Genomic DNA, 21,806 nt, shown 5'->3' on the forward strand with positions numbered 1-21,806 from the left:
CTTTTAGGTTCCTGTGCAGTCTTGGGACTAATAAGGTTTGTGGGGGCACAGACAAGGTGAAGACATATATAGAATTAATGAATTAGTCAAAGAAATCATATTTTAGGTTGCGTCCAAAATCCCGACTGATTCAGGGCCAAAGGCATTCCCTCCCGTCTTACTAACAACACTTCCCTGGATTCAGTCTTAAATGCCTTTCTCGATGAATACCCTTTCCCTAATTCTGTTTAGCCTGTTCGCCACTATTGCTCCAACGGTACCTAAAACGCTGGTGCTGGACGGAGGTACCCTGGCCCAAAACGCCAGGGCCATTGAAAACCGGTCTGCTCCCGAAAAAATTAAAGCGTTGGGTCAGTTGGTGCAAAAGGCCGATGCGGTGGTAAAAGCAGGACGACTGTACTCGGTGATGCAAAAAACGCAGCTTCCGCCCAGTGGAAACAAGCATGACTACATGAGTCAGGGCCCCTACTGGTGGCCAGACCCCAGCAAGCCCGATGGCAAGCCCTACATCCGGAAAGACGGTCAGCGCAATCCCGAAATCAACGGGATTACCGACCACGACCAGCTCCATGATATGATTGTGGATAGCGAACTGATGGCGCTGGCGTACTACTTTACAAATGAAGAAAAATACGCTCAATTTGCACAAAGGTTGTTGAGTACCTGGTTTTTGGATGAAGGTACCCAAATGAATCCTCACCTCAACTACGGGCAGGGGATCCCTGGCATTACCGAAGGCCGTGGCATCGGCATCATCGACTCCCGGGAATTGTACCGGGTCATCGACGCGGCAATTTTGCTGCAAACATCCAAAAGCTGGACGGCTGCGAACCACGCGGCGCTCAAAAACTGGTTTTCGGACTATCTGACCTGGCTCACTACAAGCCCCATCGGTCTCGACGAAGCCGACGAGCACAACAACCACGGTACCTACTACGACGTGCAGGTGGTAGCCAGTGCCCTATTTTGCGGACGGGAAGATGTAGCCAAAAAACAACTCGATACCACCAAAGCCCGTCTGGCCAGCCAACTCCAACCCGACGGCAGCCAACCGCACGAACTGGCCCGGACGCTTTCCTGGAACTATACCAACATGAATCTCTACGGCTTTATGGTACTGGCCCGACTGGCCGAGCACGTGTCAGTCGATCTGTGGAACTACCAGACTGCCGATGGAAAAGGCATTCATAAAGCCATTGACTGGCTGATCCCTTACTTAGGAAATGAAAAGGAATGGAAGTACCAGCAGATCAAAGCCAGACCTTATGACCTTACCGGCTCAATACTCAAAGAAGCTGCCCGGAAATACAAAAAAACGGACTATGGAGCTAAAGCCGATTCTTTGCCTACTTCAACTTCGGAGGACTACCGGGCGATCCTGACACTTTAATATCGATATTTAGTACCCTGGAAGTCAAAGATTTCAATTCGCTTTCCCGTATTTCCCTTAATCAGAATCACCTTATCAGTCTGGGTAGTATCCATGCGCTGCCAGTATTCGGCGTCTTTGGGTAGGTAAAAATTGGTCCACTGCGCGTCCATAATGGAATAGGGCGAATAGGTTTTCTCGATGGAATCGCGGGGATTGAGCTTAATCGAAGGATAGAGGATCGTATCACCGGGTGCGTAGTTGACCTTAATGCGCTCGGCGGTCTGGATATACGGATTGGGGCCTCTGGGATTGATAAAGTAGGTATACTTAGGGTCGCGATCCTGGTAGATACGCACCAGAAGATTAGCGACAAGATAGGACTGGATGACCAAAACTACCCCCAATATTAGTTTGATGGTTCCGGGCATTAGCCAGAATTGCCGGAGCATCATGGCTACAAAAATAATCGAGTAAGGAAAGGAAAAGCCCGAATACCGCTGCATAAGCCCGTAGGTATGGTTGTTCTTGAACGACATCACCACCAAAAAGAGAGTAGGTACAATGGCCAAAATGGCCATAAACCAGATAAGTGACCGATCCTTGCGGATAACGTGGCGACGCAGGTACAGCACCAGCAGATAGATGAACGATGGAAAAGCGGCCAGAACGACATAGGCCAGGCGCGGTACCGTATAGAGCGGCATACCTACCACCAGCAACAGTCCAAAAACCACCGCTAGCCACGACGACGTAGTCTGTAGGTAGCGATGCAGTGCCACTAATGCCCCGATGCCCAGGACAAATGCTATGAACATATTCCTAATACCCAGGGCTTCAATCTGTCCCAGTCCGTTCGAAAACATGAGCAGGTCGGCCCATAAAGGTGCCGATCTTATAGCTACATTGGATAGAGTTGCGGGCAGAATTATACCAAATCCGTTATTGTAGGGATTCGTTTGCGCCAGGCTACCATACAGTTGGGCTTGATAAGCCAGCGTTTGGAAAGCGTACTTACCGCCCCCGAAAATGAACCACAGCGATACAACGCCCAGGCCGACGACGGCAGTATAGATGAAAGGTAGCCAGTTTTTTAGGGGCCGAATAAATAGCAGAGCATAGAGTGCATGACAGAGGAAGACCGTAATGGTAAGATAATGGGAGAGCAGGCTTAGCACGAAGACCAGCCCGTAGCCGGTGTACAGTTTCCAGGGCGTATCGCGCCTTCCTTGCCTCTGCCGCTCTACAATGAGAAGGAACAAATGCGTGGCCAGCAGCGTAAGGAAGAAGCTCATCGAATAGTTACGGGCCATATGGCTATATGCCACAAAGAAGGGTTCTATGGCCGTCAGGAAAGCACTGAGCAAGGCTAAGGATTCGGAACGGAAGTGCCTTCGTACAAATACATAGACCATACCCACCACCATCGTACTGAAAATAACGGAAGGGAAACGGGCCGAAAAATCGCTGAAACCGAATAGCTTCAACCACACCCAGAGTACCCCGTAGTAGATGGGACTATTGCCAATGTCGCTCCGGATATTAGCTTCAATGTAGTCGGCGAAGGTTTTTTCCTTCCAGAATTCTTTGGGAGTGAAGTATTTCTTACCGGGTACAAAGAAAACATCTTTCTGGTTGGCCCCCTCCATCACGATGCCCTGCGAAATGACTACCGTATATTTTTCATCGAGGTACAGAGCGTAGGTGCCTGATTTGTAAACGCGTAGCAAAAATGCCAGAGCGATGATCAGAAGTATAGAGTAAATGGGTGGGAATTTCATGCAGGATAAAATCGTACTGAACAGAGTGAGGTAGGTACCTTGTGATTTTTCAGCAAACTTAAAACGATTATCGGTACCAAAAGCGCCGAGTTAGAATTTAAACGGCCGTGAAGGTGGTCGTGGCGGCTTCTTCCACCATTTTATGAGCGTGTTCTTTGCCCAAGTACCGATCAATGAAGTAATGGGCTACGTACAGCAGGGGAGTGGTAAGAATCGCGATCGCGCCCTTGTAAAGGTAATTGACAGTACCTACTGCCAGTACCTGTGAGATACTCCAATTGCCAAAAATATAAAAGGCTACCCCAATGACCACGAAGCTGTCCACCAGTTGCGAAAACAAGGTGGAGCCGGTAGCTCGTAGCCAGATGTGTTTACTGCCCGTGCGGCGGCGCAGCCAGGAAAATACCGAGATGTCGAGGAGTTGACCCAATAAGAAGGCCGTGATGGAACCTATCATGATCCCCAATCCCTGACGAAAAATCAAGGAAAAGGCCTCGTTGATATTAAAAGCGTTCCCCGCCGAATCTGTGCGGTTAAGATCCAGCCAGAACTGCGCCGGAGGTAGTAGAGTGGTCGCGTAGATCGTGCCGAACATATAAACGATGAAACCCGCTGTGAGGAATGAGATGCGGCGCACGCCCCGCCGCCCGAAGTACTCATTGATAAGGTCCGAGGTAATGAAGACGATGGGCCAATTGAGCACCCCCGCCGACATGTTAAAGTCCAGTAATTGACCAGCAATAGGAATTTGGGCAGGCTGCCAGCCCAGCAAGGTTTCAACCGAAAATATCTTGGCTCCGATGATCTCAGCGATCAGAGCATTGGTCAGGAACAGCCCGCACAAAAACAGGAACAGACGCTGCCCTTTTAGTTCGGCTGCGGTAGGGGAGGGTTTCATGTAAAAGTTCTAAGTACAGGATTGAGAGCGGCCGCTCCAAACTAGGAGGAAGAACTACGAACCAAGGGCTTCTTCCAAAGCGGGTGCTGTGACCAGTCGGCGCGATTCCAGGAAGTTTTCGATCCGGTCCATCGCCTGATTTAGCTCGTCGGCCGTAGGTAGGAAAACAATTCTGAAATGATCATTATGAATATAGTTGAAGCCCGTCCCGGCTACCACCAGCACTTTCTGCTCGCTTAACAAATCATACACGAAATCGCCATCGTCCTTAAAATCGAACGCTGTTAAATCTATTTTCGGGAATAGATATAGCGCGCCCTTGGGTTTCACACAGCTTATACCCGGAATAGAAACCAGGCGGTCATATATCAGGTTCATCTGCTTATGCAGACGTCCCGTCGGAAGTACTAGGTCCTTGATACTCTGGTAGCCACCCAGAGCGGTTTGGATAGCATACTGGGTAGGTACATTGGCACAAAGCCGAAGACTGGCCAGCAGCAGCAAGCCTTCGAGGTATGATTTGGCCCGGTGCTTGGCTCCGCTGACAATCATCCAGCCGCCCCGAAATCCCGCCGCGCGGTAATTTTTGGATAATCCTCCGAACGTCACGCACAGGGTTTCTTCCACCATCGTGGCAATAGGGTAATGCACGGCTCCGTCGTAAAGAATACGATCGTAGATCTCGTCCGAAAAAATGATCAAACCATGCGCCTCGGCAAGACGGGCAATGCGCTCGACTACATCTTTTTCGTACACGGCCCCGGTGGGATTGTTCGGATTGATGAGTACGATGCCTTTAGTGCGGGGCGTGATCTTGCTTTCCAGATCGTCCAGGTCGGGGTTCCAGTCCGCAGCTTCATCGCAGATGTAGTGTACAGGCTTGCCGCCACTTAGGGCGATCGAGGTAGTCCACAGGGGATAGTCGGGTGAAGGTACCAGAATCTCGTCTCCAGTATCGAGCAGAGCCTGCATAGAAAGCAGAATTAGCTCGCTGACGCCATTGCCAATGAAAATATCGTTGATCTCGACGTTGGGAATGCCTTGGGTCTGAGTATAATGCATGACCGCCTTACGGGCCGCAAACAATCCGCGGGAATCCGAGTAGCCCTGGGCGTTGCGGATGTTCATGATGATGTCATGCACAATCTCGTCGGGCGCATCGAAACCGAACGGGGCCGGATTGCCAATGTTCAGATTGATTACTTTGTATCCCTGACTTTCCAGCTCCTGTGCTTTTTCGTACACAGGACCCCGGATATCATATTTGAGGTGATTCAGGCGTTGGCTCTTTTGAAACTCCATAAGAAAAAATCCGGCATTTGCGGATAAACGGTTGAATTTGGCTCCAAAGATAGAAAAAAAGGATAGTACCTACCTATAAAAGCCAGGCACAAAACTACCTCGCCCTACGTGGTCTGCTGGGCTGTATCAAATTGGTAGGATGAATAACTTTGGTTCAAACCCGTGGAATTTACTAAGCAGCCATCCACCTGTATATGAGTAGTATACAAATTGAAAAATTTATCGAAATACGAACGGTGCCACGTGATGGTACGTTATAAACCTAGTAAATTGCCATTATTTGCCGCTTTGTTGCAAAAAGCAAGCGCGTGTATCTCTTTCTTATGCGAAACCGACTTTTATTACTGACTGCCTTTCTGGGAACGCTGATTCTGGTGGTGGCTTCGTGCTTTCAGAAAAACAGCTTCTTCAAAAAAAACAACACGCCCGAGCTCGTCAGCTACAACTTCCACATCCGCCCCATCCTCTCCGACAAGTGCTTCGCGTGCCACGGCCCCGACGCCAAGAAACGCCAGGCCGGTCTGCGCCTCGACCTGGCCGAGTCGGCCTTCTTGCCCCTGCGCGAGACCAAGGGCGCCTTTGCTTTCGTGCCCGGAAAGCCCAAAGAGTCGGAGGTCTACCGCCGCATCAGCTCGCAGGACCCCGACTACCAGATGCCCACGCCCGAATCGCACCTGGGCCTGCTGAATGAGGACGAGGTGGCACTCATGAAAAAATGGATCGAGCAGGGAGCCAAGTACGAGAAGCACTGGGCCTTCGTCACGCCGGTGAAGGTACCCCTGCCCGAAGTGGATAAAGAGGATTGGCCGCGCAACGAGCTGGACCGTTTCGTCCTGGCCAAGATGGAGCAGAAAGGGCTCACGCCTAACGAAACCGCCGACAAGGAGCACCTGCTCAAGCGCGTTTCGCTGGACTTGACCGGCCTGGTACCCTCGCTGGAGTTGCAGGACAAGTTTCTGGCCGACAACAGCGAGCAGGCCTATTCCAGGATCGTGGACGAGATACTGAAGCAGCCGGCCTACGGCGAGAAGATGGCCGTCCACTGGCTGGACGTGGCGCGTTACGCCGATTCGTACGGCTACCAGGACGACAACATCCGCACGCAGTGGCCGTGGCGCGACTGGCTGATCCACGCCTTCAACGAGAATCTTCCGTACGATAAGTTTGTGACCTGGACGCTGGCCGGGGACCTGCTGCCTGATACGGACAAAGAAAAGATACTGGCGACTGGGTTCTACCGCAACCACAAGTACACCGAGGAAGGCGGGGTGATCCCCGAGGAGTACCGCATCGAGTACATTTTGGACAAGACCAAGACCTTCTCGAAGGGCATTCTGGCCATGACGGCCGAGTGCGCCCAGTGCCACGATCACAAGTACGACCCTATCTCGCAGAAAGATTACTACTCGATGTTCGCCTTCTTTAACAACACACCCGAAGTAGGCTACGAAGGGGATGTGAGCCAATCCAAACCGGCCAAAAAGCCTATTGTCTCGATCTCAGATGCTGACGCCAAAAATCTTCTCCGCTTCCTCAACCGCCCCGACACCAGTATGCTGACGGTATCTGTGCTGGGAGAGCGCGACACCCTACGCCCGACCTACGTGCTGAACCGGGGGGTATATGATGCTCCTACCACCCGGGTGTGGGCGCAGCCCCTGCCCGCGGTGATGAAATTCGATACTACGAAGTACCCCCGAAACCGGCTGGGCCTGGCGCGCTGGACAACCGATAAGAACAATCCGCTCACCGCGCGTGTATTCGTCAACCAGATGTGGCAGCAGTTTTTTGGGCGTGGACTGGTGAAGACGACCGGTGATTTTGGCATGCAGGGCGATTTGCCCACTCATCCCGAGCTGCTGGACTGGCTGGCGGTGGACTTCATGGAGCACGGCTGGGACATCAAACGATTGGTGAAACAGATCGTCACCTCGGCCACCTATCGGCAATCCGCCAAAATCGACCCGAAGAAACACGCCGTCGACCCCGACAACATTTATCTGGCACATGGCCCCCGCTACCGCATCCCGGCCGAGTTCGTCCGCGACGTGGTGCTGTCCAGCAGCGGGCTGTTGGTGCCGAAAATCGGTGGACCGAGCGTGAAGCCCTATCAGCCCGAGGGCCTGTGGGAGTCGGCCACGTCAGGTCGGGGGGTGTTGAAGGAATACATTCAGGACCGGGGTAATGCGCTCTACCGCCGCGGGATGTACACTTTCATCAAACTGACGGTACCCCCGCCTTCTATGATCATCTTTGACGCCAGCAACCGCGACCAGTGCGAGGTGGTGCGCTCGAAGACCAACACGCCCTTGCAGGCACTGGTGATGATGAACGACCCCACGGTGCTGGAGGCCTCGCGGGTGCTGGCCCAGAATCTGATGCAGGAGAAAAGCCCGGCGCAGGAGAAGATTACCAAGGCCTTCCGCCGGATCGTCTGCCGCAAACCAACCGAGAAGGAGACGGCGATCCTGAGGGGGTACTTCGACGGACAGACCGCCCTTTTCAAACAAAATAAGCTGAACGCCAGCAAGGTACTCGACGTGGGCGAGTACCCGCAGGCCAGGATCGCCGACCGGGCGGCATGGGCGGCGCTCATGCAGGTCATCGAGACAATTTACAACATGGAAGAGGCTATTACTAAAACGTAAAATTGTTGAACTGTTTTTTGTGGAATCGTCAATAATCAAGACAGCACCTCACTAGTCGAAAAACAGAAAACAAAGAACAAAAAACAATGGAAAAGAACATATTTGAATTTGGTCTGAATCAGAACCGCCGCCATTTTTTGTCCAAGCTTAGTCTGGGGCTGGGTAGTGTGGCGCTGGGATCGCTGCTGATGCCCGATTTGTTTAAGGGTGGCGGCAGTGAAGCTGAAACGGACGCAACTTTGGCTGGACTGGCCCATTTCGCGCCCAAAGCCAAGCGGATCATTTATCTGTTCCAGAATGGCGCTCCTTCGCAGCTTGACCTGTTCGACTATAAGCCCATGCTGAACAAAATGCAGGGCCAGGAATTGCCCGCTTCCATTCGGGGCGAACAGCGCCTGACGGGCATGACCTCCGGCCAGTCGTCTTTTCCGCTGGCGGGTACCTATTTCAATTTCAAGCAATATGGCCACTCGGGAGCGTGGATCAGTGAACTTTTGCCCCATATTGCGGGGGTAGCCAATGATCTTTGCTTTATAAAAACCATTCATACTGAGGCTATTAATCACGATCCCGCGCTGACATTTTTTCAGACGGGCGCACAAGTGGGCAATCGGCCCAGTATGGGGTCGTGGCTGAGCTATGGCCTAGGAAGCGAAAACCAGAACCTGCCCGCGTTCTGTGTGCTGCTTTCGCGGGGAAAAGGCAACGGGCAGGGGGTTTATTCCAAGCTCTGGACCAATGGATTTCTGGATTCTGTGCATCAGGGCGTGCAGTTCAGCAGTGGGGATAATCCGGTTTTGTACCTCAATAATCCCGATGGTATGGACATGGCGGAGCGGCGTAAAATGCTGGATAAGCTCGCGGCTCTGAACGAAGGTACCTACCAGGAATTTGGCGATCCCGAGATCAATACCAAAATCCAACAGTACGAGATGGCTTACCGGATGCAGACCGCCGTGCCGGAAATTACGGACGTTACCAAAGAACCGGAAAGCACCGTCAAACTCTACGGCCCCGAGTGCCTGGTGCCGGGTACCTACGCGGCCAACGTGCTGTTGGCGCGCAAATTGTCCGAAAAAGGGGTGCGGTTTGTGCAACTTTACCATCAGGGCTGGGACGCCCACGGCAACCTGCCCCGCGAAATCAAAGGACAAGCCCTGGATGTGGATCAGTCATCAGCGGCCCTGATTACCGACCTCAAACAGCGTGGATTGCTCGACGAAACCCTGGTGATTTGGGGCGGCGAGTTTGGCCGTACCAACTATTGTCAGGGTAACCTGGCTCCCGATAATTACGGCCGCGACCATCACCCGCGTTGCTTCACCATCTGGATGGCCGGGGGCGGGGTGAAGCCCGGCGTGTACGGCGAAACCGATGAATTCGGCTATAATATTGTCCGTGACCCTGTCCATGTCAACGACTTCCACGCCACGGTACTCCACCAAATGGGCATCGACCACGAAAAACTCACTTACAAGCACCTGGGCCGCCGCTACCGCCTCACCGATGTGGCCGGAAAAGTGGTGAAGGGGATCATTGCGTAACGAATTGTTTAAGTATTTTTTTAGCCAATGGTTATTGGCTTTTTTTAGAAAGCTACCAGTCCTACGCTTTACATGCCCCGCCTCAGAACCCTCGTTTATAATACTACCTTCTTTTTGGTTTGCCTGCTGGCGTTTTTGCTGGTTTTTGAAAATCAACTGCAGGTACCCGGCTGGCTGCAGGTCGCGGGGCGGATGCATCCGCTGTTTTTACACTTTCCCATTACGGTTCTCATCTTGTACGGGTTTGGGGTTATCGTGGCACCCCGGCCAAAAAAGGGCGAAGCCCTTCCGATGTGGGCCGACGATGTGCTGCTGTTGGGCGCTTTCACCGCTACGTTCACGGCTTTGCTTGGGCTTTTGCTTTCACAGGAAACCGGGTACGAACAGGACGTTATTTTCTGGCATAAGTGGACGGGCATTGCTACCGCTTTTATCAGTTTCGGTTGGTATAGCTTCCGGAACCGGCTGCCTACTCACCTGCTCCCTACAAAGCTACTGGCGGGGGGTACCATTGTCGTGCTGCTGTTTGCGGGGCATTTGGGAGCCAATATCACCCACGGCGAAGAATTTCTGCTGGCTCCGATTATGTCCGATCAAGGTACCCCGGCCGTGGCGATGGACGACGCGCTGGTGTTTGCCCACGTAGTGCAGCCTATCCTGAAAGAAAAATGCATGGGCTGTCATAATCCGCAAAAAGCCAAGGGCGAACTGATTATGAGTACCGCCGAGTTATTGGCAAAGGGCGGTAAAGAGGGGGTACCCTGGGATACTACTCAAGCCGATTTGGGTCTGTTGCTCCGGCGTGCGCACCTACCCCTCGATGATAAAAAGCACATGCCGCCGCGAGGAAAAGTGCAGTTGTCCGAAGATGAAATTCAGGTGCTGGAAAGCTGGATTCGGGGTGGATCGAGTTTTACGGCCAAAGTGGTGGAATTTCCGGCCGATGATCCGCTGTTTCGCTTCGCATCGGAGCGGTTGGGGGTATCCGAAGCGGAAGAAACCTACGAGTTTGCCGCTGCCGATGCAAGTAAAGTTCGGGAGTTGAACACCAACTACCGCGTCATTACCCCACTGGCTGCCGGGTCGCCCGCGTTGTCGGTGAGTTTTTTCAGTGAGGCAGCTTTCAAAAGTTCCGACCTGACGGATTTGACACTCATCAAAGACCAGATTGTGGAACTGGATGCCAGCAAGATGCCCGTGAAGGATGAAGATTTGAAGTTGATCGCTCAGTTCACCAATTTGCGCAAACTGCTCCTGAATTTTACCGACATCACAGGGGGTACCTTAGGCGAACTGAACAAGCTGCCGCACCTGCGTCAGCTTTCCTTGACGGGTACCCCCGTAAACGTAGCCCAGCTTCGTACCTTGAAAAATGCCCCGGCCCTGAATTCGCTTTACGTGTGGAATACGGATGTGAAGCCGGAAGAATTCATCCAGTTAAGAAAGGAGTTGAAAGGAATAACCTTTGAGTCGGGGTACCGGAGCGATACAGTGGTGCTAAAACTGAACCCACCGCAGATCGTCACCAAAGACCAAATCCTGTCTGGCGATACGGTGATTCAACTCAAACATCAGATTGCCGGGACGGTCATTCGCTATACACTGGATGATACCGAACCCGACAGCCTTACTTCTCCGATATATAAAAATGGGGTACCTATTAAGGATAATGCCCGCTTAAAAGCCCGTGCTTATAAACCCGGCTGGTACGGCAGCGATGTGGTGCAACGTTTTTTCTACCGTAATACTTTCCGTCCCGACAGCGTATTGCTGCTCACGACGCCCGCACCCCAATACAATGGTACCCACGGCAAGGTACTGGCCGATGGTGTCAAGGGCGGTGGAGATTTCAAGAATGGAAAATGGACGGGTTTCATGGACGAGCCGCTGACGGCCTTGCTGTCGTTCAAGCGTCCGGTTACGGCTCAGAAAATCTCGCTGAGCATGCTACAAAACGTAGGGGCTTCCATATTTCCACCTGTAAAGCTAGAAGTATGGGGTGGGATGGAATCAGATAAGTTGAAGCTGCTAGGTACCCAAAAGCCCCCTATGCCTAGTGAAAAAGAACCTAATAACGGGGAAAAACTTTTCGAGGTATCGTTTCAGCCTACCCCTATCCGTTTTATTAAAGTAGTCGCAGTACCGATCGCCAGACTCCCGTCCTGGCATCCGCAAAAGGGTTTGAAGGGCTGGGTGTTCATGGATGAGGTTTTGGTCAATTGAGGCATTTAAATTCAATTACCTGAGGATTTAACCCTTGGCCCCCAAATTATCAATTGTACAAAAAAGGCCCTGAAATCATTTCAGGGCCTTTTTTGTACAAATAGGTACCTTGTTGCAGGCTTATTTTGCCTGATAGGTCTCGATTCTTCGCTGGTCGAGCTGAAGTAGTTCATTCACTTCATCGTAATTATTAAAGTCGATGGGTTTACCTAACCGCCCGGCCTTGGCAAAATCGGCGGGCACGACTACGACCCTGAATTTTTGGTTGGCCGTCCATTGCGATCCCAGCGTGGTGCGGTCAAACTGGGTATCGATGAACATGCTCACATCCACAAAAGTATGGTCGAAATTGTATTGTAGAGCTCCATTGGACATAAAAACCGTTTGGGGAAGCGGACGCCAGACCGAAAGTGTCTGATTACCGTCCTGGACGGTTTCCCATTGGCGGTACACCAGCACGGCATCCGATTCGAAGACCTCCACTTTATCTACCGGAAATTCAAAGTAAATGCGGTAGTCGTTCCCCGTGTTGAAGGTACCCGTCACGTCGAACGCAGTGCCCAGGATATTGACGCCGGGATCGCCTTTGGGGCCTTGCGGGCCAGGTAAGCCTTCCAGACCTTCGGGTCCGGCGGGTCCTGTACAACTTACCATCGAAACAGAAGCTAATAATGCGAGGGATAACAGGATTTTTTTCATGGCGATCGAAGAATTTATAAGTGAGTGAATGGAATAAAGATTGAGGGTTGAAAAGACTGTACCAGTCATAACCATTTGTTTGACATTTCAGTGCTGGTTTGACCCCCATCCGGGTTGTGGGTTTAATGGCTATTTGTCAAAAACCAGAATTCGAAAAGACCCGAACCGGAAAAAAACTGTCCTCGAATTGCTACAGACAGGCCTAGCTCAAGACCCGTGTCTGGAGAATTAACTGACTATCTCAAGAAACCCTAGCCCCCTCTTTGGCGTTATACAGGCATAAACCATTATAAAACTACAGAAATGATTAACAGAAATGCAACCGCCGTTTGGAAGGGTACCGGCAAAGAAGGTAAAGGTACCGTAACTACCCAAAGCACCGTCCTGGACGATACCCAATATTCCTATAAAACCCGTTTTGAATCAGGTAAGGGTACTAACCCCGAAGAATTGATTGCTGCCGCCCATGCGGGTTGCTTTGCGATGAAACTCAGCTTCGACCTCAATGCGGCCGGCTTTACCGCGGATGAATTGAACGTAACAAGTACCGTTTCGCTGGATCCTGCCAAGGGAGAAGTCGTAAAAAGCCATCTGGTATTGAAAGCTCGTATTCCCGAGATCGGTGAAGACCAATTCAAGGAACTAGTAGAAGGCGCGAAGGACGGATGCCCGATCTCAAAACTGCTGAACGCCGAAATATCGTTGGACGCCGAACTGGCATCCTAGCCAAATAGTTTACTGATCGATCAGAATGAGCACTGTCTTTGGACGGTGCTTTTTTATGGGTACCTCTTCCCTGAACTGAACTTGACCGCAACCGAAGAATATGAAAAAGACGACAACAAAACCGGAAGTGTGGCTTCGTGGCCCACTGCCCGGCATCCCGCCGCTTATACAACCCGTGGCCCACGCCCTGATGCAGGCGCGCGAGGAAGTGGATGAGCTGATGGATGATTTTAATCCGGATTTGCTGGATACCAAACCCGCAGGCCTTGCTTCGGTGCGATTTCACTTGCAGCATTTGACGGGAGTACTGGATCGGCTATTCACTTACGCGCGGGGCGAAATGCTGTCGGAGACTCAGCTCGAAAATTTAGCAAATGAGGGAAGAGTAATCGAGCAAAACCAACCCGTGGAACTCCTGATAACTCATTTTAATCAACAAATAGAAACTGCGCTCGAACAGCTGGAAAATACTAATGAAGGTACCCTCACGAAGGTTCGGGGGGTAGGACGGGCGCAGGTACCCTCTACAGTTCTGGGGCTGCTTGTCCATGCCGCCGAACACACTATGCGTCACGTGGGACAATTACTTGTGACGGTACGGGTCGTGACGGAAAATTCCGAATCAGAGTAATTCCCGTAGCAGGCCTTCCAGATTGAGAGGACGCGTGTACATCTGAATCGAGCCATCGGGCTGGAGCGGCCATACTTCGCGGGGACGGTCCCAATACAATTCTACACCATTCTGGTCGGGATCATCGAGATACAGCGCTTCGGATACCCCATGGTCGGCAGTACCTGTCAAAGGGTACCCTGCATCGAGAAGCCGCCGGTAGGCGGTCGCCAAATCTTTACGCTCGGGATACAGAATGGCAGTGTGGAATAGTCCGGTACTTCGGCGCGGTGGGGGAGAAGCGCCCTTGCTTTGCCAGGTATTCAAGCCGATGTGGTGGTGATAGCCTCCTGCTGAGATGAAAGCCGCATCAGGTCCGTAGGTTGCCATCAGCGTAAATCCCAGCAAGTCACAGTAAAATTGGAGCGAGCGGGACAGCTCGGAAACTTTCAAATGTACATGCCCGATGCGCGTACCGGAGGGAATGATGTAATTATCCATTCTTTGGAAAGTATTGACGAAATCTGTTTAGTAATAAAAGATGTTGGTCAACAGAAAAAGGGAAGGCACGAATGCCTTCCCTTTTTCTGTTGACCGCGCTGTGAAAACCTACACATTGGCGAACTGCGGAGTCAGCATGGAAACCGACTTGGCTTCCAGAAATGACTCACCCATCAGGTACTCGTCCACCGCGCGGGCGGCTTCACGGCCTTCGCTGATCGCCCATACGACCAGCGATTGACCCCGGCGACAATCTCCGGCGGCAAACACCTTCTCATTGGTAGTTGACTGATATTTATTCGCTTTGATGTTGCCCCGGTCATCGTATTCCAAACCAAGGTCATTGAGCAGTCCCTCTTGCTGGGGATTCAGAAAACCCGCCGCCAGCAGGGCCAGTTCACAGGGGATTTCCTGTTCGGTGCCAGGTACCTCCTGCATGCTCAGTCGGCCTGTTTCGGCATTCATCTGCCAGTCGAGCTGCACGATTTTGAGAGCTTTCAGATTACCTTCCTCATCTCCCACAAAAGCTTTGGTGTTAAGCGACCATTTCCGGTCGGCCCCTTCTTCGTGGGAAGTGGATGTGCGCAGCATCATGGGCCAGTTGGGCCAGGGGGTGGAGGTGTCGCGCTCATGGGGGGGCATGGGCAGTAGTTCGATCTGGGTGATGGACTTGGCACCGTGGCGATTGGAGGTACCCACGCAGTCGGAACCCGTGTCGCCGCCACCGATCACCACCACATTTTTGCCCGTCGCCCAAAGCTCTTCGTGGACATATTCCTGCCCCTGATGATCTTTCTCAACGGGCCGATTGGCCACACGCTTATTCTGCTGGCTCAGGAATTCCATGGCAAAATGTACCCCCTTCAACGAACGTCCTTCGATTTTAAGGTCGCGGGGGACGGTCGAGCCCACAGCCAGCACGATCGCGTCGAAGTCGCGGAGCAACTCGTCGGCTTTGATGGTTTTTCCAATTTCCACATTGGTACGGAACTCGATACCCTCCTGTTCCATCACCGCCAAACGCCGATCGATGATCCGTTTTTCCAGTTTGAAATCGGGGATGCCGTAGCGCAGCAGTCCGCCGATCTGGTCGGCCCGCTCGAAAAGCGTCACCGTATGGCCGGCCTGATTCAACTGGGAGGAAGCCGCCATACCCGCCGGGCCGGAGCCGATCACGGCCACGGTTTTACCCGTACGTTTTTTGGGGATACGGGGTTTTACCAGATCCATTTCAAAGGCCTTTTCAGCAATGGATTTTTCGATGAATTCAATTGCCACGGGCGGTTTGTTAATTCCCAGCACGCAGGATGCCTCGCAGGGTGCGGGGCAGATACGGCCCGTAAACTCAGGATAGTTATTGGTGGAAGCCAAGATTTCGTAGGCCAGCCCCCAGTTGTTGTCATAAACGGCATCGTTGAACTCGGGAATGATATTGCCCAGCGGGCAGCCGTTGTGGCAAAAAGGAATGCCACAATCCATGCAGCGGGCGGCCTGTTGGCGCGAATCATCCTCGCTGTGGGCACTTTCAATTTCCTTATAATCATGCACCCTTTCTTCGACGGGGCGCTTCTTGGGTAATTCGCGATCAAACTCTAAAAATCCTGTGGGTTTTCCCATATTTATTTTTGACCGGGTCGCCGGTGCGATGAGTGATTTATTGAATGAGAGAATGTTTTTTTCATCTCATTCAGAAATTAATTTACGTCAATTACGATGTCCTGATACACCACGCTCTTGTCGGCAATTTGCTGAGATAAGCTGATGCCCCGGCTTTCGAGCGCTAGTTTGAAATCAGTAGGTAGTACCTTGACAAATTGCTTCACGACCTCATTCCAGTTTTGAGTGATCTGGAAAGCTACATTGCTGGTCGTGTACTGGAAATGCTTATCCACGTATTGGCGCAAAATTCCTTCGTCCTCAGCATTCAGGGCATTGACGGTTACCATTTCAAGATTCACTTTTTCATTGAAATTGCCCGCCTTGTCCCAAACGTAAGCTACTCCCCCGACATACCGGCGGCGAAATTTTGTCCGGTTTCTCCCAGAATAACCGCTACGCCCCCCGTCATGTACTCGCAACCATGGTCGCCGGTACCTTCCACCACTACTTTTGCGCCCGAATTGCGTACACAGAAGCGTTCTCCGGCGGTACCACGGATGTAGGCTTCGCCCGAAGTAGCTCCGTAAAAGGCTACGTTACCAATAATAATATTGTCTTCGGGCTTGAACTTGGCGTCGCGGTCGGGGTAGGTAATCAGTTCGGCGCCGCACAAGCCTTTACCGAAGTAGTCGTTGGCATCGCCTTCCAGTTCCAGCCGGATACCCGCTGTGTTGAAAGCGCCGAAACTTTGCCCGGCGGTACCCCGGAATTTGTAGTGGATGGTACCCGTTGGCAGGCCGGCTCCTCCATATTTTTTTGAAATCTCGTTGGAAAGCATGGTACCCACCGCGCGGTTGAGGTTGATGATCGGAAACTCTCCGTATACTTCCTCGGAATTCTCCAGCGCGGGTTGGGCCGCTTTGATCAAATCATGATCCAGGATGCTATCGATTCCGTGATCCTGCTCTTCCTGCTTGAACTGTGCTACGTCCAGCCCGGAGTCTTCCTTGTACAGAATGGCGTCGAACTTTAAGTTCTTGTATTTCCAGTGCTTAAGATCGGGCCGCATTTCAAGGTACTGCACCTGACCAATCATATCATTTACGGTACGGAAGCCCAACTGCGCCATGACTTCGCGCATTTCAGTGGCCATGAAATAAAACATATTCACCACATGCTCGGGCTTACCCGTAAAGAGTGCGCGCAATTCCTGGCGTTGGGTAGCTACCCCCACCGGACAGGTATTCAGGTGACACTTGCGCATCATGATGCAGCCTGCTGCCACCAGGGCTGCGGTAGCTACGCCCCATTCTTCGGCTCCCAACATGGCGGCAATGGCCATGTCGCGACCGGTGCGGATTTGCCCGTCGGCCTGTATGGTGACTCTGCCCCGCAGCTTGTTTTTTACCAACGTCTGATGCGTTTCGGCCAGGCCCAGTTCCCAGGGTAGCCCGGCATGCCGGATGGAACTGAGCGGCGAGGCACCCGTACCACCGTCATAGCCCGCGATCAGAATATGGTCGGCGTGTGCTTTGGCTACGCCCGTGGCTACAGTACCTACCCCGGCTTCAGACACCAACTTGACGCTGATCCGAGCCTTGCGGTTGGCATTTTTCAGATCAAAAATCAACTGCGCCAAGTCCTCGATGGAGTAGATGTCGTGGTGCGGCGGCGGAGAAATGAGCCCCACGCCGGGAGTCGAATGACGCGTGCGACCTATCCAGTCGTCGACCTTGTGGCCGGGTAGCTGCCCGCCCTCTCCGGGCTTGGCACCTTGTGCCATTTTGATCTGCAGTTCCTGCGCATTACTCAAATAATGACTGGTTACCCCAAAGCGACCCGAAGCTACCTGCTTGATGGAGGAGTTCATGCTGTCGCCGTTCTGAAGCTTTTTAAAGCGTAACTCGTCCTCGCCACCCTCACCGGAGTTGGATTTGCCGCCAATCCGGTTCATGGCGATAGCCAGCGTAGTGTGCGCCTCCCACGATATGGAACCGAACGACATGGCCCCTGTGGCAAAACGCTTGAAGATATTCTCCACCGACTCGACCTCCTCAATGGGGATGGGGGTACCTTTCTTGAATTGCATCAAACCCCGGAGTGTCATGGCCTTCTGGCTCTGGTCGTCAATCAATTTTGAGTACTTCTTGAAAAGACCGTAATCGTTAGCTTTGGTACTTTGCTGGAGCAGGTGCACTGTCTGCGGATTGAAAAGGTGCGATTCGCCCCGCTGCTTCCACTGATAAAAGCCCCCTACTTCCAGATGCGGATTCAATTGGGGCGTTTCAGGGTACGCTACCTTGTGACGTACCAGCACCTCACGGGCTATTTCACCAATTCCCATTCCCCCGATACGGGAGATGGTACCGGGAAAGTACTGGTCGATCACCTCTTTATTTAAACCCAGGCACTCAAATATCTGCGCGCCCTGATACGATTGGAGCGTGGATATTCCCATTTTCGAGAATATCTTGAGCAGTTCTTTATTGACAGCTTTGATGTAATTGGTATAGAGTTTTTCGTCGGTGTAGTCGCCTTCGATCCGCTTGGTACGGTTCATGAATGACAAGGATTCAAAAGCCATGTACGGACAAATGGCTGCCGCTCCGTAACCCAGCAGGGTAGCGAAGTGATGGGTTTCCCAAATATCTCCAGCTTCGACCAGAATACCCACTTTGCCCCGTAAGCCCTTGCGAATCAGGTGATGATGTACGGCGGCCGTCACCAGCAATGAAGGTACCGGCGCGTGATCGGAGTCAATGGCGCGGTCGGAGAGGATGATAATCTCGAAGCCGTCTTCGATGGCATCCTCGGCGTACTGCCTGATGCGCTCCAGCGCCCGCTCCATGCCTTTGCCGCCCTGATCGGAGCGGAAGTAGGTGTTGATCGTTTTGGCCTGGAAGTGGTTTTTATCCACAAAGCGTAGCTTATCGAATTCCTGTACGGTCAGCACCGGATGGGGTAGTTCGATCTGCCGGCAGTGCCAGGGGGTTTCGGTCAGGATGTTTTCGGTAGCGCCCACAAAGCCAATCAACGACATGATGGAGCGTTCCCGGATGGAGTCAATCGGTGGATTCGTTACCTGCGCGAACAATTGCTTAAAGTAGTTGGACAAATGCTGGCTCTGCTCCGAAAGTACAGCTAGAGGTACGTCGGTACCCATGGAGCCGATTGCTTCCTTACCCGTTTGGGCCATTGGGGCCAGAATCATCCGCAAGTCTTCGGACGAAAATCCGAAGGCCATCTGCCGCTTAAGCAAGGCGTTATCGTCGTAGTTACGGTACATCCGGATTGGCATGTCCAGATCATCGACGTGCAGTTTGTACTCGTCCAGCCATTCCTGGTAGGGCTGCCGGGCGCAGATTTCGGCTTTCAGTTCTTCATCAGGAATGATACGTCCCTCTTCCATATCCACAACAAACATGCGACCCGGTTGCAGGCGGCCTTTCTTCACCACCTTGGCCTGATCTACTTCAAGTACCCCGGCCTCGGAGGCCATGATGACGGTGTCGTCGTTGAGTACCCAGTAGCGCGACGGACGCAGGCCGTTGCGATCCAGGGTAGCTCCCACAATTTTGCCATCGGTAAAGGAAATAGACGCCGGGCCATCCCAGGGCTCCATAATGGCTGCGTGGTATTCGTAAAAAGCCCGACGGACGGGGTCCATCTGTTCGTTGCCATCCCAGGCTTCGGGAATCAGCATCATCATGACGTGCGGCAGGGAACGTCCCGACAGGTACAGGAGCTCGATGGCGTTATCAAGGTTGGCCGAGTCAGACTGCTTGGCGTCACAAATCGGCAGCAGCATTTCCATTTCTTCCTTCGTGAAGTATTCTGATTCGAAGGATTTTTCACCGGCCCGAATCCAGTTCACATTACCTTTTACGGTATTGATTTCTCCATTGTGGGCAATGTAGCGGAAAGGCTGCGCCAGTTTCCAGGAAGGAAAAGTATTGGTGGAAAAACGCGAGTGGACGATGGCAAAGGCCGACACAACCGATTCGTTGTCCAGATCGGGGAAGTAGTATTTCAGTTGATTGGTCGTAAGCTGCCCTTTATAGGATATGGTACGGCTCGAAAGGGATGAGAAATAAAAGTGCTCTTTGGCTCCCTTAACACCCCCGATCAGCTTACTGGCCGCCTGCCGCATAATGAACAGCTTACGTTCAAAGGCCAGATCATCCTCGATCAGGTCGGGCTGTTTGACAAATAGTTGCTCAACGTGCGGCTCTACCGAAAGGGAACCCTCGCCCAGTGTATCGTGGAGGGTAGGTACCTTACGGTAGCCCAACAACGTCATGCCTAGTTTCTTGATCTTACGGTTCAGGATACCCCGGCATTCCTCCCGGATTTCCTCATCCTGCGGAAAGAAAATCATACCGACGCCATACTCTCCGGCGTCGGGTAGTTGGAAACCCAGCTTAAGACATTCCTCCACAAAAAATTCATGGGGAATTTGCAGCAGCAGGCCCGCCCCGTCGCCCGTATTGGGATCACAACCACAGGCACCCCGATGGTCCATACGCTCGAGCATGTGGATGGCATCGGCTACAATCTGGTGAGACTTTCGTCCTTTCATATGTGCCCGGAAACCGATCCCACAAGCGTCATGTTCGAATTCGGGACGATAGAGGCCGGGCAGTTCTGACATATTTTCTTCCATGTATATTTTGTATAACTAATTACAAATTTGAAAAAAAAGGATGGCTTGAGGAGCCAATTGAATGTAGGGTGAATAAGAATTCCAGAGCGGTGATGAAGCAAATTGATGCAAGATAATAATAAAAAATATTTGGTTAAAGGCCCTAAAAGCAAAATAATATAGGTGTAGTAGAAAGTTGCTAATTAATTCCTACTATATCCTTAAATATTGATAAAGCCTTAAGGATTCCTACTAATTTTTGCAAAATCAGTAAAATGAAAATGAATTTTCGGGAAAGATTGGATGGATTCAACCCCGGGTGAAGGGTATTTCGTAAGTCTGGCCTTCAACGGCCACGGTAGTTGGAGGAAAGACAGCCCGGGCCTCTTCGAGTGAGGCACAGGCATCGGGGTAGCGGGAAGATAAGTGTCCTATGAGTAGGTGACCAACCTGGGCTTCCCGAGCTAGTAGGGCTGCCTGACTTGCGGTAGAATGGAAAGTTTTTTTGGCTCGCTCGGCCTGCTCATCCAGAAACGTCGCTTCGTGATACAGGCAGGTGACGTTGCGCAGGTAGGAGACAAGCTCGGGCCGAAAAACGGTATCGGAGCAGTAGGCGTACGAGCTGGCCGCTCGCGGAGAAAGGGTATAATCCTGATGTTTGTACAATACTTTTCCCTGTTCACCGAGTACATCTTTTCCTTCCTTTAAAGCGCGCAACTGGTCATAGGTCATATCCGGAGAAATTTTATCTTTTAAGAGGTTTCTTAAGCCGGGCTTTTCCCGGAACACAAAACCTGTGCAGGGGATACGGTGACGCAGGGGAACGGTACTCACGCTAAAAGCGTCTGTCTCGTAAATTAGCCCGGGATGTTGAGCATCAATTTCGTGAAAATGCAGGGGGTAGGAGAGTCGGGTATCCGACTGCCGGAATACCTCGGTCAGTACGTCGTTGAGCCCCCGGGGGCCAAACAGATACAACGCTTCGGACCGCTGGCTAAGGCTCAAACTGGTCAGAAGGCCAAACAGCCCAAAGTAGTGGTCGCCATGTAGGTGGGTAATGAAAATGCCCTTTAAGCGACCGGGGCGAATGCGCATTTCCAGGAGTCGATACTGGGTACCCTCACCACAATCGATCAGGTAATACTCACTTCCGAGCTGGATGACCTGAGCCGAAGGATGGGAATGCAGCGTAGGAGTGGCCGAACCGGAACCAAGAATGGTAATTCGCAAAGGGTAAGTAGTTGGTTATAGGTTGATTCTAAGA

Annotated in this window: 13 protein-coding genes and 1 pseudogene; 6 read left to right on the plus strand and 8 right to left on the minus strand. The window is 52.1% G+C overall.

The features are described from left to right. Nucleotides 1–202 precede the first annotated feature (202 nt). On the plus strand, nucleotides 203–1,390 hold the full coding sequence (locus tag GBK04_RS24085; protein ID WP_373331301.1) for an alginate lyase family protein: 1,188 nt from the start codon (nucleotides 203–205) through the stop codon (nucleotides 1,388–1,390). Here GBK04_RS24085 and GBK04_RS24090 read toward each other — a convergent pair. From GBK04_RS24090 to GBK04_RS24100, 3 genes are all read right to left on the minus strand, one after another. Continuing rightward, on the minus strand, nucleotides 1,387–3,150 hold the full coding sequence (locus tag GBK04_RS24090) for a glycosyltransferase family 39 protein (protein ID WP_152764147.1): 1,764 nt from the start codon (nucleotides 3,148–3,150) through the stop codon (nucleotides 1,387–1,389). The genes GBK04_RS24085 and GBK04_RS24090 overlap by 4 nt on opposite strands. Before the next feature lie 97 nt (nucleotides 3,151–3,247). After that, entirely contained in the window at nucleotides 3,248–4,048 is an 801-nt protein-coding gene (locus tag GBK04_RS24095; protein ID WP_152764149.1) for a queuosine precursor transporter, read from the minus strand. A 54-nt stretch (nucleotides 4,049–4,102) separates the two neighbouring features. Further along, nucleotides 4,103–5,350, minus strand: coding sequence for a pyridoxal phosphate-dependent aminotransferase (locus GBK04_RS24100; RefSeq protein ID WP_152764151.1), 1,248 nt, complete (start codon nucleotides 5,348–5,350; stop codon nucleotides 4,103–4,105). A gap of 323 nt (nucleotides 5,351–5,673) precedes the next feature. On the opposite strand from GBK04_RS24100, the gene GBK04_RS24105 reads away from it, so the two are divergent. From GBK04_RS24105 to GBK04_RS24115, 3 genes are all read left to right on the plus strand, one after another. Continuing rightward, nucleotides 5,674–7,998 (plus strand): PSD1 and planctomycete cytochrome C domain-containing protein, encoded by a 2,325-nt coding sequence (locus GBK04_RS24105; RefSeq protein WP_152764153.1) that lies wholly within the window; start codon nucleotides 5,674–5,676, stop codon nucleotides 7,996–7,998. A gap of 86 nt (nucleotides 7,999–8,084) precedes the next feature. After that, nucleotides 8,085–9,542: a DUF1501 domain-containing protein gene (locus GBK04_RS24110; protein ID WP_152764155.1), complete on the plus strand. Its 1,458-nt coding sequence runs from the start codon at nucleotides 8,085–8,087 to the stop codon at nucleotides 9,540–9,542. A gap of 72 nt (nucleotides 9,543–9,614) precedes the next feature. Next, the gene (locus tag GBK04_RS24115; protein WP_152764157.1) at nucleotides 9,615–11,765 is read left to right on the plus strand and encodes an FN3 associated domain-containing protein; all 2,151 of its coding nucleotides are present in this window, start codon (nucleotides 9,615–9,617) and stop codon (nucleotides 11,763–11,765) included. A 120-nt stretch (nucleotides 11,766–11,885) separates the two neighbouring features. Here the strand turns inward: GBK04_RS24115 and GBK04_RS24120 are convergent, their stop codons facing one another. Next, nucleotides 11,886–12,464 (minus strand): collagen-like triple helix repeat-containing protein, encoded by a 579-nt coding sequence (locus GBK04_RS24120; protein ID WP_373331302.1) that lies wholly within the window; start codon nucleotides 12,462–12,464, stop codon nucleotides 11,886–11,888. A gap of 303 nt (nucleotides 12,465–12,767) precedes the next feature. Here GBK04_RS24120 and GBK04_RS24125 point away from each other — a divergent pair, with 303 nt between their 5' ends. Together GBK04_RS24125 and GBK04_RS24130 are read left to right on the plus strand one after the other, a co-directional pair. Further along, nucleotides 12,768–13,190, plus strand: coding sequence for an OsmC family protein (locus GBK04_RS24125; protein WP_152764159.1), 423 nt, complete (start codon nucleotides 12,768–12,770; stop codon nucleotides 13,188–13,190). Between the two features lie 100 nt (nucleotides 13,191–13,290). Beyond that, nucleotides 13,291–13,821 carry a DinB family protein gene (locus GBK04_RS24130; protein ID WP_152764161.1) on the plus strand — a complete coding sequence of 177 codons (531 nt, stop codon included), beginning with the start codon at nucleotides 13,291–13,293 and terminating at the stop codon, nucleotides 13,819–13,821. Here the strand turns inward: GBK04_RS24130 and GBK04_RS24135 are convergent. The 4 genes and pseudogenes from GBK04_RS24135 to GBK04_RS24150 all read right to left on the minus strand — a co-directional run bounded on the left by GBK04_RS24135 (nucleotide 13,813) and on the right by GBK04_RS24150 (nucleotide 21,772). Then, a complete protein-coding gene (locus tag GBK04_RS24135; RefSeq protein WP_152764163.1) occupies nucleotides 13,813–14,301 on the minus strand; it encodes a VOC family protein in 489 nt (162 codons plus the stop codon). The genes GBK04_RS24130 and GBK04_RS24135 overlap by 9 nt on opposite strands. 108 nt (nucleotides 14,302–14,409) lie before the next feature. Beyond that, nucleotides 14,410–15,918 carry a glutamate synthase subunit beta gene (locus GBK04_RS24140; protein ID WP_152764165.1) on the minus strand — a complete coding sequence of 503 codons (1,509 nt, stop codon included), beginning with the start codon at nucleotides 15,916–15,918 and terminating at the stop codon, nucleotides 14,410–14,412. A 77-nt stretch (nucleotides 15,919–15,995) separates the two neighbouring features. Continuing rightward, a pseudogene (gene gltB / locus GBK04_RS24145) lies at nucleotides 15,996–20,563 on the minus strand (glutamate synthase large subunit). Between the two features lie 288 nt (nucleotides 20,564–20,851). After that, a complete protein-coding gene (locus GBK04_RS24150; RefSeq protein ID WP_152764167.1) occupies nucleotides 20,852–21,772 on the minus strand; it encodes a ribonuclease Z in 921 nt (306 codons plus the stop codon). Nucleotides 21,773–21,806: the final 34 nt, after the last annotated feature.

The organism is Salmonirosea aquatica (assembly GCF_009296315.1).
Taxonomy (GTDB): domain Bacteria; phylum Bacteroidota; class Bacteroidia; order Cytophagales; family Spirosomataceae; genus Salmonirosea; species Salmonirosea aquatica.